This is a genomic window from Bradyrhizobium sp. UNPA324 (assembly GCF_006658635.1).
GTDB lineage: Bacteria > Pseudomonadota > Alphaproteobacteria > Rhizobiales > Xanthobacteraceae > Bradyrhizobium > Bradyrhizobium nanningense.
Genome location: NZ_LFJD01000004.1, coordinates 1559071 through 1583401 on the forward strand (window position 1 = coordinate 1559071; position 24331 = coordinate 1583401).

At 64.7% G+C, this 24331-nt stretch carries 29 protein-coding genes; 8 read left to right on the forward strand and 21 right to left on the reverse strand.

Annotation, left to right across the window (positions count from 1 at the left end; translation table 11 throughout):
- The first annotated feature begins 92 nt into the window (after positions 1–92).
- Positions 93–749 (forward strand): glutathione S-transferase family protein, encoded by a 657-nt coding sequence (locus tag UNPA324_RS07620; protein WP_141934267.1) that lies wholly within the window; start codon positions 93–95, stop codon positions 747–749.
- 129 nt (positions 750–878) lie between these two features.
- Here the strand turns inward: UNPA324_RS07620 and UNPA324_RS07625 are convergent, their stop codons facing one another.
- Positions 879–1226, reverse strand: coding sequence for a hypothetical protein (locus UNPA324_RS07625; RefSeq protein WP_141934269.1), 348 nt, complete (start codon positions 1224–1226; stop codon positions 879–881).
- A 605-nt stretch (positions 1227–1831) separates the two neighbouring features.
- Positions 1832–3364 carry an acyl-CoA carboxylase subunit beta gene (locus UNPA324_RS07630; protein WP_128919639.1) on the reverse strand — a complete coding sequence of 511 codons (1533 nt, stop codon included), beginning with the start codon at positions 3362–3364 and terminating at the stop codon, positions 1832–1834.
- 148 nt (positions 3365–3512) lie between these two features.
- Between UNPA324_RS07630 and UNPA324_RS07635 the strand changes: the two genes are divergently transcribed.
- The 3 genes from UNPA324_RS07635 to UNPA324_RS07645 all read left to right on the forward strand — a co-directional run bounded on the left by UNPA324_RS07635 (position 3513) and on the right by UNPA324_RS07645 (position 5725).
- Positions 3513–3917: a DUF4260 domain-containing protein gene (locus UNPA324_RS07635; protein WP_141934272.1), complete on the forward strand. Its 405-nt coding sequence runs from the start codon at positions 3513–3515 to the stop codon at positions 3915–3917.
- 142 nt (positions 3918–4059) lie between these two features.
- On the forward strand, positions 4060–4653 hold the full coding sequence (locus UNPA324_RS07640) for a hypothetical protein (protein ID WP_141934275.1): 594 nt from the start codon (positions 4060–4062) through the stop codon (positions 4651–4653).
- A 79-nt stretch (positions 4654–4732) separates the two neighbouring features.
- Positions 4733–5725, forward strand: a complete 993-nt coding sequence (locus UNPA324_RS07645; protein WP_141934277.1) for a dienelactone hydrolase family protein — start codon at positions 4733–4735, stop codon at positions 5723–5725.
- A gap of 195 nt (positions 5726–5920) precedes the next feature.
- Here the strand turns inward: UNPA324_RS07645 and blaOXA are convergent, their stop codons facing one another.
- The 4 genes from blaOXA to UNPA324_RS07665 all read right to left on the reverse strand — a co-directional run bounded on the left by blaOXA (position 5921) and on the right by UNPA324_RS07665 (position 9557).
- Positions 5921–6778: a class D beta-lactamase gene (blaOXA, locus tag UNPA324_RS07650; RefSeq protein WP_502705449.1), complete on the reverse strand. Its 858-nt coding sequence runs from the start codon at positions 6776–6778 to the stop codon at positions 5921–5923.
- 36 nt (positions 6779–6814) lie between these two features.
- Positions 6815–7078 (reverse strand): EscU/YscU/HrcU family type III secretion system export apparatus switch protein, encoded by a 264-nt coding sequence (locus UNPA324_RS07655; protein ID WP_063195078.1) that lies wholly within the window; start codon positions 7076–7078, stop codon positions 6815–6817.
- A complete protein-coding gene (gene fliK / locus UNPA324_RS07660; RefSeq protein ID WP_181769326.1) occupies positions 7075–8694 on the reverse strand; it encodes a flagellar hook-length control protein FliK in 1620 nt (539 codons plus the stop codon). The genes UNPA324_RS07655 and fliK overlap by 4 nt, the downstream gene beginning before the upstream one ends.
- A gap of 68 nt (positions 8695–8762) precedes the next feature.
- On the reverse strand, positions 8763–9557 hold the full coding sequence (locus UNPA324_RS07665) for an ATP12 family chaperone protein (protein ID WP_141934279.1): 795 nt from the start codon (positions 9555–9557) through the stop codon (positions 8763–8765).
- Between the two features lie 89 nt (positions 9558–9646).
- On the opposite strand from UNPA324_RS07665, the gene UNPA324_RS07670 reads away from it, so the two are divergent.
- Positions 9647–10093, forward strand: coding sequence for a hypothetical protein (locus UNPA324_RS07670; protein ID WP_141934281.1), 447 nt, complete (start codon positions 9647–9649; stop codon positions 10091–10093).
- A gap of 187 nt (positions 10094–10280) precedes the next feature.
- On the opposite strand, the gene UNPA324_RS07675 is transcribed toward UNPA324_RS07670, so the two are convergent.
- Genes UNPA324_RS07675 through UNPA324_RS36070 form a run of 4 tightly spaced genes read right to left on the reverse strand, consistent with a single transcriptional unit; the run spans position 10281 to position 12188 of the window.
- On the reverse strand, positions 10281–11519 hold the full coding sequence (locus UNPA324_RS07675; protein ID WP_141934283.1) for an RluA family pseudouridine synthase: 1239 nt from the start codon (positions 11517–11519) through the stop codon (positions 10281–10283).
- Positions 11516–11782 carry a helix-turn-helix transcriptional regulator gene (locus UNPA324_RS07680; protein ID WP_141934285.1) on the reverse strand — a complete coding sequence of 89 codons (267 nt, stop codon included), beginning with the start codon at positions 11780–11782 and terminating at the stop codon, positions 11516–11518. The genes UNPA324_RS07675 and UNPA324_RS07680 overlap by 4 nt, the downstream gene beginning before the upstream one ends.
- Entirely contained in the window at positions 11779–12069 is a 291-nt protein-coding gene (locus UNPA324_RS07685; protein ID WP_128919630.1) for a helix-turn-helix domain-containing protein, read from the reverse strand. Before UNPA324_RS07685 ends, UNPA324_RS07680 begins: the two co-directional genes overlap by 4 nt.
- Positions 12069–12188 carry a type II toxin-antitoxin system RelE/ParE family toxin gene (locus UNPA324_RS36070; protein ID WP_347338752.1) on the reverse strand — a complete coding sequence of 40 codons (120 nt, stop codon included), beginning with the start codon at positions 12186–12188 and terminating at the stop codon, positions 12069–12071. Before UNPA324_RS36070 ends, UNPA324_RS07685 begins: the two co-directional genes overlap by 1 nt.
- Here UNPA324_RS36070 and UNPA324_RS36075 point away from each other — a divergent pair.
- Entirely contained in the window at positions 12147–12377 is a 231-nt protein-coding gene (locus tag UNPA324_RS36075; protein ID WP_347338756.1) for a hypothetical protein, read from the forward strand. The genes UNPA324_RS36070 and UNPA324_RS36075 overlap by 42 nt on opposite strands.
- A gap of 103 nt (positions 12378–12480) precedes the next feature.
- Here UNPA324_RS36075 and UNPA324_RS07695 read toward each other — a convergent pair whose 3' ends face one another.
- The 3 genes from UNPA324_RS07695 to UNPA324_RS07705 all read right to left on the reverse strand — a co-directional run bounded on the left by UNPA324_RS07695 (position 12481) and on the right by UNPA324_RS07705 (position 15795).
- The gene (locus UNPA324_RS07695; protein ID WP_141934287.1) at positions 12481–13815 is read right to left on the reverse strand and encodes a replication-associated recombination protein A; all 1335 of its coding nucleotides are present in this window, start codon (positions 13813–13815) and stop codon (positions 12481–12483) included.
- Entirely contained in the window at positions 13812–15218 is a 1407-nt protein-coding gene (locus UNPA324_RS07700) for a DegQ family serine endoprotease (RefSeq protein WP_181769327.1), read from the reverse strand. Before UNPA324_RS07700 ends, UNPA324_RS07695 begins: the two co-directional genes overlap by 4 nt.
- A 193-nt stretch (positions 15219–15411) precedes the next feature.
- Positions 15412–15795 (reverse strand): winged helix-turn-helix transcriptional regulator, encoded by a 384-nt coding sequence (locus UNPA324_RS07705; protein WP_128919628.1) that lies wholly within the window; start codon positions 15793–15795, stop codon positions 15412–15414.
- A 121-nt stretch (positions 15796–15916) separates the two neighbouring features.
- On the opposite strand from UNPA324_RS07705, the gene UNPA324_RS07710 reads away from it, so the two are divergent.
- Positions 15917–16930, forward strand: coding sequence for a zinc-binding alcohol dehydrogenase family protein (locus UNPA324_RS07710; RefSeq protein WP_141934289.1), 1014 nt, complete (start codon positions 15917–15919; stop codon positions 16928–16930).
- A 3-nt stretch (positions 16931–16933) separates the two neighbouring features.
- Here the strand turns inward: UNPA324_RS07710 and UNPA324_RS07715 are convergent, their stop codons facing one another.
- From UNPA324_RS07715 to UNPA324_RS07725, 3 genes are read right to left on the reverse strand one after another with little or no spacing between them, the layout of a single operon-like run.
- Positions 16934–18262: a chloride channel protein gene (locus UNPA324_RS07715; RefSeq protein ID WP_141934291.1), complete on the reverse strand. Its 1329-nt coding sequence runs from the start codon at positions 18260–18262 to the stop codon at positions 16934–16936.
- Between the two features lie 54 nt (positions 18263–18316).
- Entirely contained in the window at positions 18317–18613 is a 297-nt protein-coding gene (locus UNPA324_RS07720; RefSeq protein WP_141934293.1) for a DUF1330 domain-containing protein, read from the reverse strand.
- Positions 18614–18621: 8 nt separating this feature from the next.
- Entirely contained in the window at positions 18622–19410 is a 789-nt protein-coding gene (locus UNPA324_RS07725; protein ID WP_141934295.1) for an SDR family NAD(P)-dependent oxidoreductase, read from the reverse strand.
- A 202-nt stretch (positions 19411–19612) separates the two neighbouring features.
- Here UNPA324_RS07725 and UNPA324_RS07730 point away from each other — a divergent pair, with 202 nt between their 5' ends.
- On the forward strand, positions 19613–20590 hold the full coding sequence (locus UNPA324_RS07730; protein ID WP_128919623.1) for a Bug family tripartite tricarboxylate transporter substrate binding protein: 978 nt from the start codon (positions 19613–19615) through the stop codon (positions 20588–20590).
- Between the two features lie 79 nt (positions 20591–20669).
- Here UNPA324_RS07730 and rplQ read toward each other — a convergent pair whose 3' ends face one another.
- From rplQ to UNPA324_RS07755, 5 genes are all read right to left on the reverse strand, one after another.
- On the reverse strand, positions 20670–21086 hold the full coding sequence (gene rplQ / locus UNPA324_RS07735; protein WP_011088131.1) for a 50S ribosomal protein L17: 417 nt from the start codon (positions 21084–21086) through the stop codon (positions 20670–20672).
- A 121-nt stretch (positions 21087–21207) separates the two neighbouring features.
- Entirely contained in the window at positions 21208–22239 is a 1032-nt protein-coding gene (locus UNPA324_RS07740; RefSeq protein ID WP_128919621.1) for a DNA-directed RNA polymerase subunit alpha, read from the reverse strand.
- Positions 22240–22353: 114 nt separating this feature from the next.
- Positions 22354–22743 (reverse strand): 30S ribosomal protein S11, encoded by a 390-nt coding sequence (gene rpsK, locus UNPA324_RS07745; protein WP_007603045.1) that lies wholly within the window; start codon positions 22741–22743, stop codon positions 22354–22356.
- Between the two features lie 122 nt (positions 22744–22865).
- Complete coding sequence (gene rpsM / locus UNPA324_RS07750; RefSeq protein ID WP_008549231.1) at positions 22866–23234, reverse strand: 30S ribosomal protein S13; 369 nt, start codon at positions 23232–23234, stop codon at positions 22866–22868.
- Positions 23235–23419: 185 nt separating this feature from the next.
- Positions 23420–24319: an adenylate kinase gene (locus UNPA324_RS07755; RefSeq protein ID WP_141934297.1), complete on the reverse strand. Its 900-nt coding sequence runs from the start codon at positions 24317–24319 to the stop codon at positions 23420–23422.
- Between the last annotated feature and the right edge of the window lie 12 nt (positions 24320–24331).

Consider the following 24331-nt stretch of genomic DNA (forward strand, 5'->3'; position numbering starts at 1 on the left):
CAAGTCGCCGGCGACAAAAAGAGCTGGACCCGATGTCGGAACGCGCGCCCGTCGCTCGTCCTCTGCTCTGACCCGGGACGAGGAGATGCACGATGGCCGACCTCACGCTGACCACCTTCGATTGGGTTCCCGAGAAGCCCAGGGGTTTCGTGCGCGACGTTCGCGTGCGCTGGGCGCTCGAAGAGGCCGCGCTGCCCTATCGCGTCGCGAGCGCTCCGTTCGGCGACCGGGGGCCTGCGCATTTCGCGCACCAGCCTTTTGGCCAGGTGCCGTGGCTGACCGACGGCGACCTCTCGATCTTCGAGAGCGGCGCCATCCTGCTGCATCTCGGCGAGCGCAGCGATAAGCTGATGCCATCCGATCCGCGCGGCCGCGCCGAGACGACGGAATGGGTGTTCGCGGCGCTCAACTCGGTGGAGATGGCGAGCCTACCTTGGGGAATGTCGAAGTTCATGGGACATCCGACCGACACGGCGGCGTGGAAATTCGTGGACGACTTCCTCAAGCTTCGGCTGAGGCATCTCGAGCCGGTGTTGGCCAGCCACGAATGGCTAGCCGGCGCCTTCTCCGTGGCCGACATCCTGATGTCGGACGTGCTGCGGGTCGTTGATGGTTTCGACGGGCTGGCGGACAGTCCCGCCTGCCGCGCCTACGTCGCGCGCGCCACCGGCCGCCCGGCGTTCGCTAAGGCGCACGCGGACCAGCTGGCGCATTTCGCTGCGGCGGATAAGACGCGCGGGACCTCGTAGGGTGGGTTAGCCTTGCAGCTGCGCAAAGCGCAGTCCGCTGGACGTAACCCACCAATTCTGCCGCCGCGGAAAGAAAAAGGTGGGTTACGCTAACGCTAACCCACCCTACGCATCCAAGACGCGCGCGCGTCACACCAGCTTCCGCGGCGCATCGGCAACGACGCGAAGATCGATGTTGCCGATCAACGCCGCACGGCGCGCCTCCGCAGCACTGATGGCATCGTCCGTCTGCCGCAGCGTCGAGACGTTCGAGCCGAGCGACACGATCCCGCCCAGCACCAGGGCGATGGATCCAAGCGCGGCAGTCTGACCGAAACCGAACAGACCGAGGATCGTCACCAACAGCAGCGCCGCCCCGCCCCCGATCGCGATCTTGGACGCCAGGATGTACTTGCGGCAGCGCTCGGCGATCTCGGCCAGAGCCTCGATCCGATCTTCGATGTCGGAGATTTCGTCGGCCGGATCGTCTTCAGTCATTGGATTTGAGTGAGCAGATCGAGGGATAAACGAAATTCAGCTGCCTAGGACACCGGCACAACGCAAGCAGGGATTGGCCCAATCGACATAGCTTGCTCGCCCGAAGAACCACCAGGGTTGGTCGCTGCGTGGGAATCGTCTGTAGGGCCGGGCAGGACCTTCAAGCGAACAGCGACTCGGTCCTGCCTTCGATCGGTGATCGCTTCGTATCGGAGATTATCGGGCCCGCTGTAATCAGCCCGAGCCGAGTAGAAAACGCTGATGCCGCGGACCCAGCGCCCGACACAAGATCGATCGCTTCCAGAGTCGCCCGCCACCTCGAAATCCTCAATACGATAACAGACGCTCCCATGTTCTGGTGTCTTCACGAGCAGGAGCCGGGGAAGCTCGACCGGCGCGCACGTATTGTCGGCGTCGGCGTAGCCTTCGATAACGGTCTCTTCTGCCCCCCGAGCGGTAACGGTCGTCTCGCTGCCCTGTGCGAAACACGATATGCCCATCGTCAGGACCGCGGACAACACGCCCAAGATCAGCTCGCGCGATCGACGGGCGCTCTGCCATAATCTCGAGCGTCGACGCCAAAGTGCCATCGACGTTCCCTTCCCTCACAACGGCAAATTGTCGTGCTTCTTCGCCGGCGCTTCCACCTTCTTGTCCTTCAGCATCGCCAGCGCCCTTGCGATCCGCTTCCTTGTCGAGTGCGGCATGATGACGTCGTCGATGTAGCCGCGCTCGGCGGCGATGAAGGGGGACAGGAAGCGGTCTTCGTATTCCTTGGTGCGCGCCGCGATCTTGTCGGGATCGCCGATGTCGGAGCGGAAGATGATCTCGACCGCGCCCTTGGCGCCCATCACCGCGATCTGGGCAGTCGGCCAGGCGTAGTTCATGTCGGCGCCAATTTCCTTGGAGGCCATGACGTCGAAGGCGCCGCCATAGGCCTTGCGGGTGATGATGGTCACCAGCGGCACGGTGCACTGCGAGTAGGCGAACAAGAGCTTTGCGCCGTGCTTGATCAGGCCGCCATATTCCTGTGCGGTGCCCGGCAGGAAGCCCGGCACGTCAACGAAGGTGACGATCGGGATGTTGAAGGCGTCGCAGAAGCGGACGAAGCGCGCCGCCTTGCGCGAGGCGTCCGAGTCGAGGACGCCGGCCAGCACCATCGGCTGATTGGCGACGAAGCCCACCGTGCGGCCCGCGATGCGGCCAAACCCGGTGACGATGTTCTTGGCGAAGGCTTCCGCGATCTCGAAGAAGTCGCCCTCGTCCACGACCTTCAGGATCAGCTCCTTCATGTCGTAGGGCTTGTTCGGATTGTCGGGGACCAGCGTGTCCAGGGACATGTCGACCCGGCCGATGTCGTCGAAGCTCGGCCATTCCGGCACGCCGTCGGTGTTGTTGGACGGCAGGAAGTCGATCAGGCGTCGCATCTGCAGCAGCGTCTCGACGTCGTTCTCGAAGGCGCCGTCGGCGATCGAGGAGCGCGTGGCGTGCACCGAGGCGCCGCCGAGCTCTTCCGCCGTGACGACCTCGTTGGTCACGGTCTTCACCACATCGGGGCCGGTGACGAACATGTAGCTGGTGTTCTTCACCATGAAGATGAAGTCGGTCATCGCAGGCGAATAGACGTCGCCGCCGGCGCAGGGGCCCATGATGACGGAGATCTGCGGGATCACGCCGGAGGCGAGCACGTTGCGGCGGAACACGTAGGAATAGCCGGCGAGCGCGGCGACGCCTTCCTGGATGCGCGCGCCGCCCGCGTCATAGAGGCCGATGATGGGCGCCCTCGCCTTCATCGCCATGTCCTGGAGCTTCGTGATCTTCAGCGCGTGGGTCTCGGACAGCGAGCCTCCAAACACGGTGAAATCCTTGGCGAAGACGAATGTCTTGCGGCCGTTGACGGTGCCCCAGCCGGTGACGACGCCGTCGCCGGGTACCTTTGTCTTCTCCATCCCGAACTCGGTGGAGCGGTGCTCGACGAACATGTCGAATTCCTCGAACGATCCCTTGTCGAGCAACAGCTCGATGCGCTCGCGCGCGGTCAGCTTGCCGCGGGCGTGCTGCGCCTCGATGCGCTTCTCCCCGCCGCCGAGCTTGGCACCGGCACGACGATCTTCAAGGGCGTCCAGGATGTGTTTCATTTGCTCCCGCCAGTTCTTAGCCTAAATGCGATTGCCGGGGGTTCTAACACGGCATTTTGCAAGCCGGAAAGCGCCTTTCCGCGCCGCAGGGCTGCCCTGAAGCAGCGGGAAAGCGTAAGGAATTCCAAAGTTTTGTTGGGAGGCAGCGATGACCGAAGGAATAGCCGGGACAGGCTCAGTGACGGGCGGCGTCAACATCCTGCTACGGCTGGAAGGCCTCACCCTGTTCGTCGGCATGGTGGTGCTGTACTGGGCCTGGGATGGCTCCTGGCTGGTCTTTGCCCTGCTGTTCTTCGTCCCCGATCTGAGCTTCCTCGCCTATCTCTCCGGCCCCCGGTTCGGCGTGCTGGTCTACAACGCCGCCCACAGCTACATGGCGCCGGTGGCGCTCCTGACGCTGGGCTTCGGCCTCGCCTCGCCCCTCACCCTCTCGATCGCCCTGATCTGGCTGGCCCATATCGGCATCGACCGGGCGCTCGGCTACGGCCTGAAATATTCCGCGGGGTTCGGCTTCACCCATCTGGGGCGGATCGGCCGACAGAAGGACGCCTGATCCTGCCCGCACATTTGCAGCTCCGCCCGGTTGACCCGGCCTGCCGATTCAGGCTTGCTTCGCGCTTGCGATCAGGCGCCGAATGTTGCGTGAGCCCAGTCGGTACGGCGGCGGTCACCACGCCTTGGCCTAGGCATCACACATGTCCGCGACGGTCGTCCCCCTGCCGCCGAACGCATCGTCCGAAACCATCGACTTCCTGCGGCGGATGGCCAGCATGGTGTCGGGGCGGAACGGCGAGATGCTGCTGCGCGCGGCCAGGCTGATCGAGTCGCTGGCACGGCGGGCGATGTCGGCCGAGCGGCTCTATCACGAGCAGCAGATCGAGAGCACGCGCAACGCCGAGCTGCGCGAGGCCGCCGAGCTCGCCTCCGATGCCATGGTCAGCCAGAGCGAGGCGCTGCGGGCGCAGCTTGCCGAGGTCACCGCGGCATCCGCAGCCGAGCGCGCCGCCTTCGATGCCGAGCGCGGCAAGCTGATCGGCCTGATGCAGAATGCCGAGAGCCATATCGTCAAGCTGACGACCGAGCTGGACAGCTTGCGCGCCTCCGTCGACAGTTTCAACGAGACCGCGGTCTCGGTGCCGATCGAGGTACTGCGGCTGGCGCGGACGCAGTTCGATTATCTCTCCAGCGGCTTTGCCTACAGGGGTGACGTGATCTCGCAGGCGATGAGCGAGATCGGCGGCTTTGCGATCGACCAGGCGCTGACGGCAAAGAAGACGGACACCGCCTGAGACGAGCCGACAGCCTGCGTCAAATTGACAGCGCGCGGCTCCGTTGTTCTACTCCCTCAAAGTCATAAGGGAGGATCTGATGCCGACGGCATTTCGCGCCGCCATGGCGCTCATTGCGCTCTGCGTTTCCACTGTGCTCGCCCATGCGCAATCCCTGCCGAGGGAAGTCGCCACCCGTGCCGAGATCTACCCAATCCCCTCGCTCACCCTCACCGACCAGCAATTCCTCAGCGGCGATGCGGCGGCCGGCAAGGCGGTGACGGTGGCGGGCGAATTCCGCGTCGCGCAAGGCACCGGCAAACTCCCCGTCGTGGTGCTGATGCACGGCTCCAGCGGCGTCGGCGCCACCACCGAGGCCTGGGTGCACGCCTTCAACGCCATGGGCATCTCCACCTTCGTGATCGACGGCTTCACCGGCCGCGGGCTGACGGTGGTGGGACCAAACCAGGCGCTGCTCGGCCGGCTCAATCTGATCGTCGACATCTACCGCTCGCTGGAGATCCTGGCGAAACACCCGCGCGTCGATCCTGATCGCATCGTGCTGATGGGCTTTTCCCGGGGCGGACAGGCGACCCTCTATGCGAGCCTCGAGCGCTTCAACAAGCTCTGGAACAAGTCCGGCATCCAGTTCGCGGCCTACATCCCGTTCTATCCGGACTGCTCGACGACGTATCAGGGCGATGCCGAGGTCGCCGCGCGCCCGATCCGCATCTTCCACGGCGCGCCCGACGACTACAATCCCGTCAAGAGCTGCAAGGCCTTTGTCGAGCGGCTCAAGGCCGCGGGCCGCGACGTGGCGTTGACGGAATATCCTGACAGCGCGCACGGCTTTGACAGCGGCCTGCTCGGCGTCACCACTGTTGCCGTGTCCGCCAACGCGCAGACCGTGCGCAACTGCCGCATCAAGGAAGGTGACGGCGGCGTGCTCATGAACGGTGATACCAACGCGCCCTTCACCTACAAGGATGCCTGCGTCGAGCTCAACCCGCATGTCGGCGGCAATCCGAAGACGGCTGCGGAGTCGCGCAAGGCCGTGGAGGCGTTCTTGCAGGTGCTGTTCAAGCTGGGATAGGCGCGTCTGCGCTCCGGCGTCGACGCTACATACTCCGTCATTGCGAGCGCAGCGACTTGTCCGCCGAAGCCTTGGCGAAGGCGGAAGCAATCCAGAAGTCTTTCCGCAGACACATTTCTGGATTGCTTCGTCGCAAGGGCTCCTCGCAATGACGAGCCCGACGGCTCTCGCGGCTTCAAGGCTTATCCGATAGCGCTAGATCGCGCCGATCTCGGCAAGGCACGCCTGCGTCAGCGGCATGCGCTCACTGATGTGGCGCGGCTCTTTGCAATCCATGTTGAGCGCGAACACCGTGTGCGCCTCGCCCTTCTCGGCCCAGCCGACCATCCAGCCGAGCGACGGCTCGCCGCGCTCGGCGCCGAGCAGGCCGGACTTGGCGCGGATGACGCTATCGCCGACCTTGGTCACCGGCAGGATGTCGGCGACCAGATCCTGGCTGCGCTTGCTGACCGGCAACGTGCGGCGGCGCAGCCGGTCGACGAAATCGATCTGCTCGACCGGATCGATGCGCAAGGCTCCGGTGAGCCAGAACTGGTCGATGCGGCCGCCGATGTCGCGGTTGCCGTAGTCGAACTCGTCGACATATTTCTGCATGCGCTCCTGCCCGATGCGGCGCGCGATCTCCTGATAGACCGGCACCGCACTCACCGCGATCGCACTGCGCAGCGTGTGATCCTTGTTCCAGGCTTCGATGGGACGCTTCACGCCGTCCCACGGGAAGACGTCCTTGTCGGGGTCAGCGACCACGCCGGTCTCGAGCGCGATCAGCGAGTTCGGAATCTTGAACGTCGAGGCTGGTAGCTTGCCCTCGCCCGAGCGCTCCTTGTCACTGGCGACGATCAGATAGTCCTCGACCTTGTAGCCGACGAAGGTGCCTGACGTGCCGAGATCGGCGAAGCGCTTTGACAGGCTTTCGCGGATCTCGTTGCGCGGCGGCGCGACGTGGGCGAGCGCGCGCTGCGGCATGGTGGCGGCCGCAGCAAGAAGGCCGAGGGTGGAACGGCGGGTCAGCAAGGGCGATGTCCGTTGAGTGATGAAAGCGGGCGCGACCATGCAGCCGCTCCATGGTGAAACGATGACAGGTAGGACCTACCGCCCCCGGCCCGACAGCCGCAGCACGAACACCAGGACCTCGGCGACGGCCTTGTAGAGGTCCGGCGGAATCTCCTCGCCAAGCTCGACCTTGGACAGCGCGCCGGCCAAGACCTCGTTTTCCTCGATCGGGATGTCGTGGGCCTTGGCGATCTCGACGATCTTTTCGCCGATCGTGCCCTTGCCCTTGGCGACGACAACCGGCGCGCCAGAACCCTTCTCGTAATGCAGCGCGATCGCGAGCTTGGACGGGTCGCTCATGTGGCGCGATCCAGGAAGTGGCCGGCGCGGGCCGGCGCCGGTTGAGGTGGCGTGCCGTCCCGAACCAGGATGTCGCCGGGCTTGAGCTCGGCCCTCGTCAACGCCTGGCTGAGCTCACCGATGCCGGCGCGGAGCTGCTGCGCCGTTGCCGGCCGCTCCGCCCACATCCGCACGAAGGTCTTGTCGCCGCTCAGCGTGATCAGCGCGTGGACGGGGCCTGCCGGCTCGACATTGAGCGTGAAGCGCGCGCGCCAGGCCTGCTTGGCCGAATCGGCGGATTCGCCGGCACCGTCGCGCGAGATCTCGAACTGCGCCATCGCGGTGCCTTGCGGCGTTGCAAAGGGAATCTCGAAATTCCACTGCGGCACGCTTGGATCAACGCGGTGACCGCTGGCGTCGGTGCGATCGGGGAGCGATGCGACCTGCAGCAGGGTCTGCCGCGCAATCGCGGCATCGGTCTCGTCAAGCAGGCGATGCACGGTCGCAGAGAGCGGCGTATCCGGCGCGAGCGATGGCGAGGCGATCGACTGCGCCGATGGCAGCGCGCCGCGGAACGGTGGCGGTGTCGCGCGCGCCGCTGCCTCGAGGATGTGGCCATCGGGCACGACTTTGTTGGAGCCGGGGACATTGCCGGTCAGGCGCGGCAGGTTTTGCGTGACCTCCTGCAGCAGACTCGCGGCAAGGCCAGCGGACATGGTCCTGGGTGTCGCCGTCTGAGGCGCGTCGGCCGCCATGTCGGCCAGCACCGCGGCCGCGAGATTGGCATTGCGCGGCATTTGCGGCTGTTGGGCAATCTCGGGGGCGATTGACGGCGATACGGCCTGCGCGACCTCACCTGCCGGCTGAGCCGGCGCGGCGGCGACCTGCGGCATCGCCGTGGTGCTGGCCGGAATCGTGGCGCCCTGGCTCTGCGGCGCGACCGTCTCGATCGTGGCCAGCGTCTGGCGCAACACCAGCAGCGCAGCTTTCAAATCCGGAACGGCACCGGAGGACGGCGTCGTGCCTGCGGCCAGCGACGCCTCGAGGAACAGTCCTGACTTCTGGAAGGCGAATTCGATGTCGCCGCCATCGAGGGCGCTGTTGAGCGTCGTCTGCTGTGCCAGCACGTCCAGCACCGCCTGCTTCAAGCCCGCCGGCAAATCGCTGCCGGTGACGATTGCCGCCAGATTGGCGAACAGCGGCGCCTGGCTGCCCTGCTTTGCCGCAGCCTCGGCCGAGGCTGCGGTGACGGCGACCTGCTCCAACGGAGTGAGCGTATTGCGCGGCGCGCTCGCGGACGGCGCGAGCGGCGGGCTTTCCACCAGCGAGGCGGCGCGGGGCGTCAGCGTGACCTGATCGGGAGTTGCCTCGCCTGCGCCGCTCATGACCGCAAGGCGGATGGTGCCGTCGCTCTGCGACACTGCGAGCTGCAGATTCTGACCCGGTGTCAGCGCCACCTCCGACATCACGTCCATCGAGAGGTTGGCGATCGCGATCCGCACCAGATTGTCGGCCATCACGCTGACGACGCGTGCGTCCACGACGCTGCCGGCCTGAAGCACGAGATCGGGCGTCGTCGCACCAGCCGCGGGGCTGGCGGCACTGACGGGAAGGATGGAAGTGACGGGCGTCGGCATCTCAGGGGGCCCAAGGGAGCACGGGAGCGAGCACGCCCCACCCTAAGGCCTTCGTCGTAAACCTCTCGTTAAGGACCTTTGGCCACAGGCGCCTTGACCGCCGCCAACACCGTCACGGCAGCCTCGAAATCCCGCAGGCGCGTGGCCCGGCGGGCGGCAGCCTCCTCGTCCACGCCCCATTGCTCGGCGTTCCAGTCCTCGTCGACATGGGCGGCGGCCCAGGCCTGACCGGCATCGTGCACGCCATGGGCCAGCGCCAAGGCCAGCAGTGCCGAGCCGGTCAGGGTCGTCACCATGTGGAGCGCGGCGACCGACCAGGCGTCCTCGGGCAGCGCGGCGCGGGCCGCCTTCAGCGCCTCGTCGGGCTGCTTCACGTGCATGACGCCCTCGGACAAAATGAAATGCGCCCCCAGCGTCTCCGCGGCCCAGAACACCGCAGGGTCCCAATGCGCGGCCTCGCGCGCAACCAGCCCCTCGGGATGACCGGCGCGATAGAACAGCAGATCGGACTCGAAATATCTTGCGAGGTCGTCGCTGACCAGCCCAACGCGGTCGACGACGCCCTCGATCACGCTATTTGCAATTCGCGTCAGCGGCATGCTCACCGGGTCGATGCTCTCGCCCTGGGCCGCCCATTCCGCGGCCACGGCACCGGCGAGCGTCCGCGCAGGGATCACCACCTGGCGGCCAGACGGCGTGCGGATCGGCTTGCCATCGAGCGTGATGGCAAAACCGCCCTCGGCATCAGTGACACCGGCCTCCTTGTAGAAGCGCTTGCGCAGCGGCGTGCGCGCGGACGCGCGCGCCGATTCCCGCGGATCGGGCGGGGTTTGCCCCGCGGCTTCTTCGAACAATTCGCGCATGTGAGTTTTGGGTTCCGGTCGCTGGATGCTAGGCTTCTAAGATAAGGGTTTTAAGCCAAGACTTAAGGCCGATAAAGCGAGCGGCGGGCATGAGGGAACTTGCGGGCATTGGGGCCCTGTTAGCCGGGCTCTGGCCGGCCGCGGCGGAGGCCGGTTTTCGCACCCCGGAATCGCTGGTCCGCAACGTCTATGCCCATTACGGAGACGGCGCGCCGGAGCTGTCCAACGGACTGCCGCGGGATGCGGCGACCGCCCGCCAGTTCTTTGATCCTCCCGTGCGCAGGGCCTGGAGCGCGCCGCGAATCGAGCCCTACGACTTCCTGGTGCAGAGCCGGAGCTGGAAGCTCGGCCCGGTCGCGATCACGGTCGTCCGCAGGCAATATGACAAGACCTATGTCGTCGCGAACTTCGATAACCGCGGCAAGGCCGTGACGCTGAACTTCATCCTGGTCAACGGACCGGAGGGCTGGCTGATCACGGATGTCGAGAGCCCGCATGACAGCTTGCGGATGTTTCTGGAGCAGTTTCGGAAGTGAGGAGTGGAGTTGGCAACCCAACCACCGCTGTCATGCCCCGGCTTGACCGGGGCATCCAGTACGCCGCGGCGGACATCGTGAGAGCGAACTCTCAAATGCCGGCTTCCGGAATACCGGATCGCCCGCCCCAGTGCGCAAGTGCGCACAAGGCGGGCGATGACACCGGGTATATGGCGAGCTGAGCGCCCTACTCCTCCGGCGCGTTCTCGATCGGATCAAACCGGCTTGCATCGAGCCCGAGCAGATTCCACGACTGCTGCATGTGCGGCGGCAGCGGCGCGGTGGCGTCGATCACGCCGCCGCGCGGATGCGGAATGACGATGCGGCGCGCGAGCAGATGCAGCCGGTTCTGCAGGCCACCCGGCAATTGCCAATTCTCGATGTTGAAATATTTGGGATCGCCAACGATGGGATGGCCGATATGGGCCATGTGGGCGCGCAGCTGGTGGGTGCGGCCCGTCACCGGCTTCAGCGACACCCAGGTCAGCTTGTTGCCGGCGGTCTCGACCACTGCGTAGTAGGTCACCGCGTGGCTCGCGCCCTCGTCACCGTGCTGGGCGATGCGCATGATGGTATCGTCCTCGCTCTCCTCCTTCGCGAGGAAGGTCGAAATGCGGCCCTGCTTCGGCTTCGGCAGGCCCGGCACCAGCGCCCAATAGACTTTTCGCGCCGACCGCGAGCGGAACGCGCCGGTCAGATGCGAGGCCGCAAAGCGTGTCTTGGCTATCAGCAAGCAGCCCGAGGTCTCGCGATCGATACGGTGCACGAGGCGCGGCTTCTGGCCCTTGGCATCGCGCATCACCTCCAGCATCTGGTCGATATGCCGCGTCATGCCCGAGCCGCCCTGCACGGCAAGGCCGGCGGGCTTGTTGAGAACGAGGACGTCGTCATCCTCAAAGATCGTCATCTCCTTGAGCGCCTTGAGCGTCTTCTGCGCAGCCTCCGAGAGCTCGCCGACCACCTTGGGCGCGTCGAGCTTCAGCGGCGGGATGCGGACGCTCTGTCCCTCCTCCAACCGGTCCTTGCTGTCGACACGCTTGCCGTCGACGCGCAGCTCGCCTTTGCGGACGACGCGCTGGATGTGGGAGAACGACAGACCGGGGAAGCGCGCTTCAAGGAAACGGTCGACCCGCATGTTGTTCTCGTCCGCCGTCACCTTGACGGTCTGCACCTTGGTCGGCAGCAGCGCCTCGACGGGCTTTTCGGGCACAGGCCGTTCCTGTGCAGCTTTGGGCGGCCGCCGCTCGGCGCGTTCGGGGGCACGCCGCTCGGCACGCTCACCGGCAAAGCGCGGCGGCTTGCCGCCGGGCTTGCCGCCCGAACGCGGGCCGGCTTTCTTCGCGCCGCGTGCCTGATGCGGACGTGAGTCGTCGCGCTCGTCCCGCGAACGGGGCTTTGGGTTCATTCTCTTGATGCGGCGGCTCATGCGGTCTTTCCAAGCTTTCGTGTCGACTGGGCGTTGGCGCGGCGGGGCAGCGACGCTAGCTGCGCGCCGACCTCCTTCTCCGCCAGCCGCAGCTCATATGGCTGTGGCAGGTTCATCCAGAATTGCGGGCTGGTGCCGAACCAGTGACCCAGGCGCAGCGCCGTGTCAGCGGTGATGCCGAGTTCGCGCAGTTCTTCGGCGAGGTGCCCACCGGGATGAATGGATGTCCCGCGCGCGGTCACTCGGGATAAAGGCAATGTCATACCAATTCGACTTTCAGCGTCCGTCCCACGGCGCTCGCCGCACGCTGCAAGGTATCAAGCGTCACGGAGGGCGTCGTCGGATCAAGAAGTCTATCGAGTTGGCGACGACTCGTCTTCATACGTTCCGCCATCGCCGTCTTCGTAATTCCCTGCGTCTTCATTGCTTCCGTGAGTTGCTCGGCAATGAGTTCCTTGATGGCACGCTCCTCACACGCCCCAAGGATACCTTGCTCGGCAAGAAACTCGTCGAACGTCTCTTCGCTCACGCGCACTTTTCTCTTCGCCATTACGTCACCTCCCGTCTGCGCTTCAGCGCAAGGTCGAGATCCTGCTTTGGCACTTTCTGCGTCTTCTTGATGAGGCCATGAAGCAGGATCATCTGGCCGCCTTCCAGACAGAAGATCACTCGCGCAATTCGGTTGCTGTCGAGATCACTCCGGACCTCCCACAATCCGCCTCCCAAGCGAAGCGCAATGCGGGCGTCCTATCGGCCAACCGAATTCGACTTTCTGAATATCCTTCCCGACAGTTCGACGATCTTCCGGAGTCAATTCCAATATCCACTCGCGAACAGGATTTCGACCTGTCGAGCTGACATAAAATCTGGCGGGAGGCTTCTTCGCACGATCGATCATTCGGTCGCATTCATGTGTCATTTTTGACACGCAAATGCAAGCCTTCGTTTGGGGCCGCAGAACCTACGTCCCGCCCCGCTCCTTGCGCAGCTTGGCCCAATAGTCCAGCCGCTTCCTGATCTCGCGCTCGAAGCCACGCTCCGGCGGGTCGTAGAAGGTCTGGCGGCCCAAGGCTTCCGGAAAGTAGTCTTGTCCGGAGAAGGCATCGGGGGCGTCGTGGTCGTACTCGTAAGCTGCGCCGTAGCCCTCCGACTTCATCAGCTTGGTCGGGGAATTGAGGATGTGTTTGGGCGGCAGCAGCGAGCCGGCTTGCTTTGCGACCTGCATCGCCGTGCCGAAGGCGGTGTAGACGGCGTTCGATTTCGGTGCGGTGGCGAGATAGACCACGGCCTGCGCGATGGCGAGTTCGCCTTCGGGATGGCCGAGGAAGTCGAAGGCGTCCTTGGCCGCGTTGGCGATGACGAGCGCCTGCGGGTCGGCCAGCCCGATGTCCTCGACCGCCATGCGCACGACGCGGCGGGCTAGGAACAGCGGGTCTTCGCCGGCGTCCAACATCCGCGCGAGATAATACAGCGCCGCATCGGGATCGGAGCCGCGCACCGACTTATGCAGCGCCGAGATCAGGTTGTAATGGCCGTCCGCCGACTTGTCGTAGATCGGGGCGCGGCGCTGCAGGATCTCCTGCAACTGCGCGGCATTGAAGATCTCGTCGGCCCGGGCCGAACGCCAGACCTCTTCGGCGAGCGTCAGCGAGGCGCGGCCATCGCCGTCGGCCATGCGCACCAGCACGGCGCGCGCCTCTTCATCAAGCGGCAGCTTCCTGCCCTCGACCGCCTCGGCATGCGCGAACAGCTTTTCGATCGCGGCCGCATCGAGCGAGCGAAACACCAGCACGCGCGCGCGGGACAAAAGCGCCGCGTTCAGCTCGAAGGACGGGTTCTCGGTGGTGGCGCCGACCATCACCACCGTGCCGTCTTCCATCACGGGCAGAAACGAATCCTGCTGGGCACGGTTGAATCTGTGCACCTCGTCGACGAACAAGAGCGTGCCCTTGCCCATCTCGCGGCGGGCGCGGGCAGCGTCAAACGCCTTCTTCAGGTCGGCGACGCCGGAGAACACCGCGGAGATCTGCTCGAAATGCAGGTCGGTCGCATCCGCCAAGAGCCGCGCCACCGTGGTCTTGCCGGTGCCGGGCGGGCCCCAGAATATCAACGAGCCCAGGGTGCGCGTCTCCAGCATGCGCGTCAGCGCGCCGTCGGGTCCGAGGATATGGTCCTGGCCGACGACCTCCGATAGCGCGCGCGGGCGCAAGCGATCCGGCAGCGGATGCGGAGCCTCCTGATCGAGCCCCGCCGCGGCAAAGAGCGTTGGCGTCTGCTGTGGTCGCTTCGGACTCATCCGCTCAGCGTCACGTTGATCTGCTGGCCGCCGCGCACCAGCGTGATGCGCCAGAGTCGCGGCGTGTCTTTAGCAATCTTCTCGAGATCCGCAGTCTTGGCAATCTTCTGATTGTTCACTGCGAGGATGATGTCGCCCTTCTGGAATCCGACATTCGCGGCCGCGCTGTCGCCGCCGAGATCGGTGATCACGACACCTTCGGTGTCGGCGTCCAGATGCAGCTCGTCGGCGACCGCCGGCGTGATGGTCGAGACCTTCGCGCCCTGGAACGGCGAGCGCGCGGTGACGACGAGCTCGTTGCGTCCCGCGTCGGGCGCGGTCTCCAGCGCCACCGTCAGCTTCAGCGGCTTGCCGCCGCGCTGCACGTCGATCTGCGCGGTGCCGCCGAGCGGACGGGTGGCAAAGCGATAATCGAAGGCGTTGGGATCATCCACCGTCTGGCCGTCGATCCCGGTGATGAGATCGGAAGATTTCAGGCCGGCCTTCGCCGCGGGGCCGCCCGACACCACGCTCGCGACGAGCGCACCGGTCGGCGAGCGCAGGCCGAGGCTCTCGGCAATCTCGGGCGTCACCGCCTGCAACTTTGCGCCGAGCCACGGCCGCTTGACCGCCTTGCCGCCGCTCTTGGCGGAGGCGACGACGACGCGCACCATGTTGGCGGGGATTGCAAAGCCGATTCCTTGCGAGCCGCCGGAGCGCGAGTAGATCGCGGTGTTGATGCCGGCGAGCCGGCCGTTCATGTCGACCAGCGCACCGCCGGAATTGCCGGGATTGATCGCCGCATCGGTCTGGATGAAGAATTGGTAGTCGGTGATCCCAACCTGCGTGCGCGCAAGCGCCGAGATGATGCCGTGGGTCACGGTCTGGCCGACGCCGAACGGATTGCCGATCGCCAGCACGACGTCACCGACCAGCAGCTCATCGGAATTGGTGAATTCGAGCGCCGGAAACTTCTCTTTCGAATCCTTCAGACGCAGCACCGCAAGATCGCTGCGGGAATCCTTCAGCACGATCTCGGCCTCGAACTCGCGCTTGTCCGACAGCGACACCTTCACCTGGTCGGCGCCTTCGATGACATGGACGTTGGTGACGACGAGGCCGGACGTATCGACGATGACGCCGGAGCCGAGTGAGCGCTGCACCTGCTCCTGCTGCTGGCCCGGCACACCGAAGAAGCGGCGGAAGATCGGGTCGTCCAGCAGCGGGTTGCGGTTCTGCACCACCTTTGCCGCATAGACGTTGACCACGGCCGGCTGAACCCGCTGCACGATCGGCGCATAGGACAGCCGCAACTCGACCGGCGAGGACGGGACCCGACGGTCCTGCGCAGCAGCCGGATTGAACTGGGCGGAAAAGGCTATGCACAAGGCCGTGACGACGGCGGTCCAGATCGATCGAAACATTCCTACCTCTTGGAAAAGACGCCGGAATATAGGCGCGTTCGTCCGCCAATAGAAGGGCGCCGGGCGGCAATATTCGGCCCTCCTCTGACGTCGGAAGCATGCAAGCCACGCGTGCGGAACGACCATTTGCCGCGCGCGAACCATGACTGCGTCTTGCCGCGCATCCGTTCTCGCGCGATGGCTGTTCCCCGACCTATGCTGCGCGCTTGCGCCTCTTGACCGGCTCCACTTCGGGCGCAGGCCCGCAGGGCAGAAGCCGTTGATGGCTCTCGCCCCAGGCCTTCAGGATGTCGATGACAGGCTTGAGGCTCTCACCTAACTCGGACAGGCAATACTCCACGCGCGGCGGCACCTCGGCATAGACCTTGCGGATGACGAGCTTGTCCTCCTCCAGCGCGCGAAGCTGCTTTGTCAGCATGCGCTGGGTGATGCCGGGCATCCGGCGGCGCAATTCGCCGAAGCGCTGGGTGCCGCTCTGCAGGTGATAGAGGATCACGCCCTTCCACTTGCCGTCGATCAGGTCCAGCGTCGCCTCGACCGAGCAGCCGGGACGGCGGGCAAAATTGCGACGTTTCATGCGTATTTTCCCAATAGTATCCAAACAGGGACTATATCCCCGAATTTACAGTACTTGCCAAATCGGAGCCAGGGCGACAGTTAGGACGGCAGGCGAGCATGCCATCTGATGGAGACAAGCCATGAAGGCCGTCGGCTACAAGAGATCGCTTCCGATCGAGGATGCGGATTCACTGTTCGATTTCGAGACCGCAAAGCCCGAGCCCAAAGGGCGCGACATCCGCGTCGCCGTAAAAGCGATCTCGGCCAATCCGGTCGATTACAAGGTGCGCAAGCGCGCAGCGCCGCCCGAGGGCGAGACCAAGATCCTGGGCTATGACGCAGCCGGCGTGGTCGATGCGGTCGGGCCCGAAGTCACGCTGTTCAAGCCGGGCGACGAGGTGTTTTACGCCGGCTCGATCCTGCGCCAGGGCACCAATTCCGAATTCCACCTGGTCGACGAACGCATCGTCGGCAACAAGCCGAAGAGCCTGTCGTTCGCGCAATCAGCCGCCCTTCCCCTCACCTCCATCACCGCTTGGGAATTGCTGTTCGACCGGCTCGGCGCGGTGCCCGGCAAGAGCGTCGATCCGCGCACGCTGCTGATCACGGGCGGCGCCGGCGGCGTCGGCTCGATCCTGATCCAGCTCGCGCGCCGACTCACGGGCCTCACGGTGCTTGCCACGGCGACGCGGCCGGAATCGCAAAAATGGTGCCTCGATCTCGGCGCGCATGCCGTGATCGACCACGGCAAGCCGATGAAGGAGCAAATCGAGAAGCTCAAGGTGCCGCCGGTCGCGCTGGTGGCGAGCCTCACTTTCACCGACCAGCACTACAAGGCGATCGCCGAGCTCATGGCCCCGCAGGGCAAGTTCGGCCTGATCGACGATCCCCCGGAATTCATCATGAGCACATTCAAGGGCAAGGCGATCTCGGTGCACTGGGAATCGATGTTCACGCGCTCCTCGTTCCAGACGGCGGACATGATCGCGCAGCATCATCTGCTGAACGACGTCTCAGACCTCATCGACAAGGGCGTGCTGCGCACCACGCTCGACCAGACCTTCGGCACGATCAACGGCGCCAATCTCAAGCGCGCGCATGCGCTGCTCGAGAGCGGCAAATCGCGCGGCAAGATCGTGCTGGAGGGGTGGTAGGCTTCAGTTCGAAGCGTGCGGCGCCTTCGCTCCCTGCGGACGCGTCGCCCGTTCGACAAAGCCTTTGGCCAGGGCATGATAAATGCCCTCCTCGCAGATCATTCGCGAAGTTGCATGCGCAATCAGCGCGGCCGCCATCAGGGGCACGACCATGCCGTGATTGTCGGTCATCTCGGTTACGATCACGAACGCCGTGATCGGTGCCTGCACTACGCCGGCAAAATACGAGACCATGCCGAGCAGCATGATCGCGCCGAGCGGCGCATCGTGGAAGAACGAGGCGATGTTGCTGCCGATGCCGGCACCCACGGCGAGCGACGGCGAGAAAATGCCGCCCGGTATGCCGCTGATCGCAGCAAAGGTCGTCGCCAGGAGCTTGAGCACGCCGAAGTCCGGCGGCAACGGCGAGCTGTGCTCCAGCGCCGTCTTCACCTGCACATAGCCCGTGCCGTAGATCGTGTCGCCGGACACCAGGCCGCAGATCGCGACAGCGATGCCGCACGCGAATGCGAACCAGAGTGGGTGGTCTTTGATCGCGTAGCCGAGCGGATTCTTGAACCCGCGCGCCATCGCGATAACGATGCGGCTGAACAGGCCGCCCGCGAGGCCGCCGGCCACACCACAGAGCGGAACGGCCAGCCAGTCCGTGCCACGTGCCAGTGACATCGCGCTGCTGCCGAAATAGGCGTAATTGCCCGCCAGCGCCAGCGAGGTCAGGCCGGCCGCAATCACGGCCGCGATGATGAGACTGGACGTGCGGGTCTCAAAAGCGCGGCTCATCTCCTCGATGCCGAAAACGATGCCGGCCAGCGGCGTGTTGAACGCTGCGGCAACGCCTGCGGCGGCGCCGGCCAGAATCAACCCGGGCTGGCGGCGCGGCGAGACGCGGCCGAGCGCGAACATGATGGACGCGCCGACCTGCACCGTCGGCCCTTCCCGGCCAACGGAGCCGCCACACAACAGACCGAGCAGAGTGAGGATCGTCTTTCCGATCGCTATCCGGATCGAGACCAGGCTCTCGCGCGCGCTCTGATCGGTCAGATGCCGTGCGGCGATCGCCTGCGGGATGCCGCTGCCCTGCGCGTTCGGGAACAGACGAATGGTCAGATAGGCCGAGAGCACGAAGCCGAGCGGCGTCACGGCCAGCACGGCATAGCGGGACTTCGCGAGCAGCAGCGCGAAGGCATGCTGCGCAAGATCGGCGAGTTGTGCCAGCGCCACCGCTGTGGCGCCGACCCCGATCCCACCGAGGAGAAAGATCGCCCGCCGCTGCCATCGCGCGGATGTCAGCCTGAACAGGCGTTTGTGACGAGTCGAGAGGGGCCAGAGCATAGCTGGGTTTTAGCCTGCTACGCCCCGGATAAAAGGGGCAAGTGGGCAGATCAGCTAGGCTGGAACCGCCCCCTCGACAAAGATCAGCCGCCGCTCGAGCGCCGTCTGCCGCAGCTTGAGGGCCTCGGCATATTCCGGCGAGGCGTACCATTCCTTCAGCTTGGCCATCGACGGAAATTCGACGATGACGATCGCCTTCGCCGGGAGGTTGCCTTCGGCAAGCTCGGCCTTGCCGCCACGGACCAGATAACGTCCGCCGTACTGCGCGATCGTCTTCGCGGCGAGCGTGCGATAGGCTTCAAATCCATCGGGATCGCGCATCTCGACTTCGGAGATCACATAGGCTGTCATGCACGGCCTCAGGCAATGGTGTTGACGATGCCGCCTTCCGCGCGCAGCGCCGCTCCGTTGGTGGCAGATGCCTGCTTCGAGGCGACATAGACCACCATGTTGGCGATCTCGTCGACGCCGGCGAAACGCTGGAGCAGCGAGCTCGGGCGATGCTGCTTGACGAAATTGGTAGCGGCCTCGTCCACCGACTGTCCGTTCTGCCTGGCGAGATCCTTCACGAAAGCTTCGACGCCCTCCGACATGGTCGGGCCCGGCAGCACGGAGTTGACGGTGACGCCGGTGCCGCGGGTCAGCTGCGCCAGACCGCGCGCAACCGAGAGCTGGGCCGTCTTGGTCATGCCGTAGTGGATCATCTCGACGGGAATGTTGAGGCCGGACTCCGAGGAGATGAAGACGATGCGGCCCCAATTGCGCTTGAGCATGCCCTTCATGTAGGCCCGCGACAGCCGGATGCCGCTCATCACATTGACCTCGAAGAAACGGCTCCAGTCCTCGTCGGGAATGTCGAAAAAGTCCTTCGGCTCGAAGATGCCGGCATTGTTGACGAGGATGTCAACATCCGGCAGCGCCGCAACGAGCGCCTTGCAGCCCGAAGCGGTCGAGACGTCGGCGGCGATGCCGCGAATCCTCGCGCCCGTCCCTTCCAGCTTGCGCACGGCCGCATCGACCTTGTCCTGGCCGCGGCCGTTGATGACGACGCTGGCGCCGGAGGCTGCCAGGCCTTTGGCGATGGCGCGGCCGATGCCGGCGGTCGAGCCGGTCACCAGCGCCGTTTTTCCCGAAAGGTCGATGTTCATGTAGTATCTCCATCAGATCGATGACGGGGATATCGGACGCGACGGATCGGGCCGCAATCGGCGCTCACCAATCAGTGAAACTGTCTGGAGCTGTTCCGGCAAAGTGGAGACCTCACCCGCCTCCGTTTTGGCCGCAGCTGGAATGATTATTGCTAAACCACACCCGAGCATCTTGCTCATGCGAACGCGGAAGGACCATGCGATGAAGAGAACGACCCTCACTGTTGCGCTCGGGTTGCTCGGCCTGATGTGCGGCAATTCGCTCGCGCCGGCTCAAGCGGTCTATCCGGACAAATCGTTGCAATTGATCGTCCCCTTCCCGCCCGGCGGCGCCTCCGACGTGGTGGCGCGCATCATCGGCGGCGAACTGGAGACGCGGCTCGGCAAGCCCGTGATCATCATGAACCGCCCCGGCGGCGGCACCACGATTGCGGCCAGGGAAGTCGCGCGATCGGCGCCGGACGGATACACCCTGTTCTTCAGCTCGAACTCGAGTTTCACGCTGCCGGCAGCCGTCAAGGAAAGCGTGCCCTACGACGCGGCCAAGGATTTCGAGCCGCTCGGCCAGGTCGGCAAGATCACGCTGGTACTGGTCACCTACAAGGACAATCCGGTAAAGGACGTGGCTGCACTCGTCACTGAAGCCAAGGCCAATCCCGACAAGCTCTCGCTGGCCTCCTTCGGCGTCGCGACCGTCTCGCATTTTGCCGGCGAACTGTTCAAATCGGCGGCCGGGATCAAGATGGTCCACCTGCCCTACAAGGGCAGCGCGCCGGCGATGAACGACCTCATCGGCAAGCACATCCAGTACCACGTCGACACCGTGATCGCGGTCAAGCCGCAGATCGAGGCGGGCGCCGTCAAGGTGCTCGCTGTGTTCTCGGCCAAGCGCACGCCGCTCCTGCCTGACGTGCCGACGCTCGCCGAGCTCGGCTATGGCAACATCGACTTCGCCTCATGGGGCGCCGTGGTCGCTCCCAAGGGCCTGCCACCGGCCGTTCACGACAAGCTCTCGGCAACCCTGGAGGAGACGATCAACAATCCCTCCGTAGCCGAGCGCTTCGCCAAGGTCGGCTTCGAACCCGGCTTCGCGCGTTACAGCGATTGGGCGGGAGCCATCACTAAGGAGACCGCTGACATGAAGGACATCGCGCAAAAGGCGGGGATCAAGGAGGAATAGTCCCAGCGAATCTGCGTCAGTCCGGAAAACAAAAACGGCGCCCGAGGGCGCCGTTTTCAATCCGTATTCGCTGAGTGGCTTACGCCGCCTCGGCTTCCTTTTCCTGCACCGGACCGGAGTCCTGGCCCTTGGCATCGACGTCGCGATCGACGAACTCGATCACAGCCATCGCCGCGTTGTCGCCATAGCGGAAGCCGGCCTTGATGATGCGAGTGTAGCCGCCCTGGCGGTCCTTGTAGCGGGTCGCCAAGACGTCGAACAGCTTCTTGACCTGATCCTTGTCGCGCATCTCGGAGATGGCCTGGCGGCGCATGGCCAGCCCGCCCTTCTTGCCGAGGGTGACGAGCTTCTCGACGATCGGGCGAAGCTCCTTGGCCTTGGGCAGCGTGGTGACGATCTGCTCGTGTTTGATCAGCGCCGCCGCCATATTGGCGAACATCGCGCGGCGGTGCTCGGCCGTGCGGTTGAGCTTCCGATGAACCTTGCCGTGACGCATGTAACTATTCCTTACGTTAGAACTGCCGCGACGGTTCGTCGGACCAGTTGCTCAGGTGGGCTTCCTGCGTTCGCCCATAATAATGACGGCCGGGGACGCCGGCCGTCACGGTGAAGTCAGATCAGTAATGATCCTCGAAGCGCTTGGCGAGCTCGTCGATGTTCTCCGGCGGCCAGCCCGGCACTTCCATGCCGAGATGCAGGCCCATCTGGGCCAGCACTTCCTTGATCTCGTTCAGCGACTTGCGGCCGAAGTTCGGGGTGCGGAGCATTTCCGCTTCGCTCTTCTGCACGAGGTCGCCGATGTAGACGATGTTGTCGTTCTTCAAGCAGTTGGCCGAACGCACCGACAGCTCGAGCTCGTCCACCTTCTTGAGGAAGGCCGGGTTGAAGGCGAGGTCCGGGATGATCTCCTGGGCGACTTCCTTGCGCGGCTCTTCGAAGTTGACGAACACGTTGAGCTGATCCTGCAGGATGCGCGCGGCGTAGGCCACGGAATCATCCGGCGTCAGCGCGCCGTTGGTCTCGATTGTCATCGTCAGCTTGTCGTAGTCGAGGATCTGGCCCTCGCGGGTGTTCTCGACCTTGTAGGAGACCTTGCGGACCGGCGAGTACAGGCTGTCGACCGGGATCAGGCCGATCGGCGCATCCTCGGGACGGTTGCGCTCGGCGGGCACGTAGCCCTTGCCGGTAGCGACCGTGAACTCCATGCGGATCTCGGCGCCCTCGTCGAGGGTGCAGATCTGCAGGTCCGGGTTGAGCACGACGACATCGCCGACGGTCTGGATGTCACCGGCCGTGACGACGCCGGGGCCCTGCTTCTTCACGACCATGCGCTTGGGGCCTTCGCCCTGCATCTTGATCGAGATGTCCTTGATGTTGAGCACAATGTCGGTGACGTCTTCACGGACGCCAGCGATCGAGGAGAACTCGTGCAGCACGCCGTCGATGTGCACCGACTGCACTGCCGCGCCCTGGAGCGAGGAGAGCAGGATGCGGCGCAGCGCGTTGCCGAGGGTTTGGCCGAAGCCACGCTCGAGCGGCTCGGCGACGATCGTCGCGAAACGCGAGGAATCGCTGCCGGGCGTGACCTGGAGCTTGTTCGGCCGAATCAGTTCTTGCCAATTTTTCTGGATCGTCACTGTTTCACCCATACAGGCCAGTCAATTTGAGGCATCAAATACTGGCGTTGGAGAAAGGCCGCAGAATATTCCTGCGGCTTCTTGCAAAGTCATTGCGGGCGCCGATGCGCCCGCAACTCGTAAAAATCAAACGCGACGACGCTTGCGGGGACGGCAACCGTTGTGCGGGATCGTGGTCACGTCGCGGATCGAGGTGACGGTGAAGCCGGCGGCCTGAAGCGCGCGGAGCGCCGATTCGCGGCCCGAACCGGGACCGGCGACTTCGACTTCCAGCGTGCGCATGCCGTGCTCCTGCGCCTTCTTGGACACGTCCTCGGCGGCAACCTGCGCGGCGTACGGGGTCGACTTGCGCGAGCCCTTGAAGCCCATCGTGCCGGCGGAGGACCAGGCAATCGTGTTGCCCTGCGCGTCGGTGATGGTGATGGTCGTGTTGTTGAACGACGAGTTCACATGCGCGACGCCGGAGGCGATGTTCTTGCGCTCACGACGACGAACGCGGGTGGCTTCCTTGCCCATTGAGTCCCTTTCCTGAAGATCTCAAACGCCGCCGTAATGCCAGCGGCTACACCTGTGGAACGAAAGGCGCGCAGCGAACGGGGATCACCTGTTCGCCGCACGCCGTGACTGGATTCGAAAACTTACTTCTTCTTGCCGGCGATGGCCTTCGCCGGCCCCTTGCGCGTGCGCGCATTGGTGTGGGTGCGCTGGCCGCGCACCGGTAGACCGCGACGATGACGCAGGCCGCGATAGCAGCCGAGGTCCATCAGACGCTTGATGTTGATGCCGACCTCGCGGCGCAGGTCGCCCTCGACGAGATAGTCGCGGTCGATCACTTCGCGGATCTGGAGCACTTCAGCGTCGCTGAGCTGATTGACGCGACGATCCACGGGGATCTTCACCTTCTCCAGGATCTCACCGGCGATCTTCTGACCGATGCCATGGATGTACTGGAGCGCGATCAGCACGCGCTTGTTGGTGGGAATGTTCACGCCGGCAATACGGGCCACGGCCTTCTCTCCTGTTGCCGACCCTCGTCAGGATCGGGCTTTAAGTGCTTGTGTTCTCGGGCAGGTGTTCACAAACGCGAACACGACGCCCTCCCCCGGTCTTCCTGGGGCCCGGCATCGTCTGAAACTATCCGACTTGGATGCGGGGCTTATTAGGGGATTCCGGGGGCTTTCGTCAACCGCTGCTAGCGCTTGGCTCGCTTTTTCGTGACCTTTTTTGCAGCCTTCTTGGCACCCTTTTTGACAGCCTTCTTGGCAGTCTTTTTGACGGCGCTCTTCGCTGCTTTCTTGCTGGTCTTTTTGGCGGCTTTCTTGACGGCTTTCTTGGCCGTCTTTGGGCCCTTCACCGCCTTGGCGGCCTTTTTAGCCGATTTGGCGGGCTTTTTAGCCGTTTTCGCCAGCTTTTTGGCTGCCTCTGGGGTCGCCGCCTTGGCCGCCCGCGCCTTTTTGGCCGGCGCCGCCTTGGCTGCGCTCTTGGCGCGGGTCGTGGCCTCGGCCGCCCCCAGCGCCTGGAGTTGGCGATCGATGGCGCGGGTAACCTCGTCGATGGCCATCATACCGTCGATGGTCGAGAGCTTCCGCCGCTCGGAATAGTAGTGAATCAGCGGTTCCGTCTGGCTGCGGTAGCTGGCGAGTCGCTTGGTCAGGACCTCCGGCGTGTCGTCGAGCCGGACCTCCTCCCCGCGCTCCCGCATCTGGGCGACGCGGGTCTCGACACGGTGCAGAAGCGCGCTCTCGTTGACGCGGAGCTCGATCACGGCGTCGAGCTTGAGGCGCTTGGCCTTGAGCAGTTCGTCCAGCGCTTCGGCCTGCGGTACGGTGCGCGGGAAGCCGTCGAGGATGAAGCCATTCTGGGCGTCCGGCTGGTCGATGCGATCGGAGATGATTCCGACCACGACCTCGTCGGGCACGAGGCTGCCGCTGGCCATGATCTCCTTGGCCTTGAGTCCGACCGGCGTTCCGGCCGCAACCGCAGCGCGCAGCATCTCGCCGGTCGAGAGCTGGACGATGCCATAGCGCTGCACCAAGAGCTGCGCCTGCGTCCCCTTGCCCGACCCCGGCGGTCCCAGAAGTATAATTCTCATCGACATACGCCC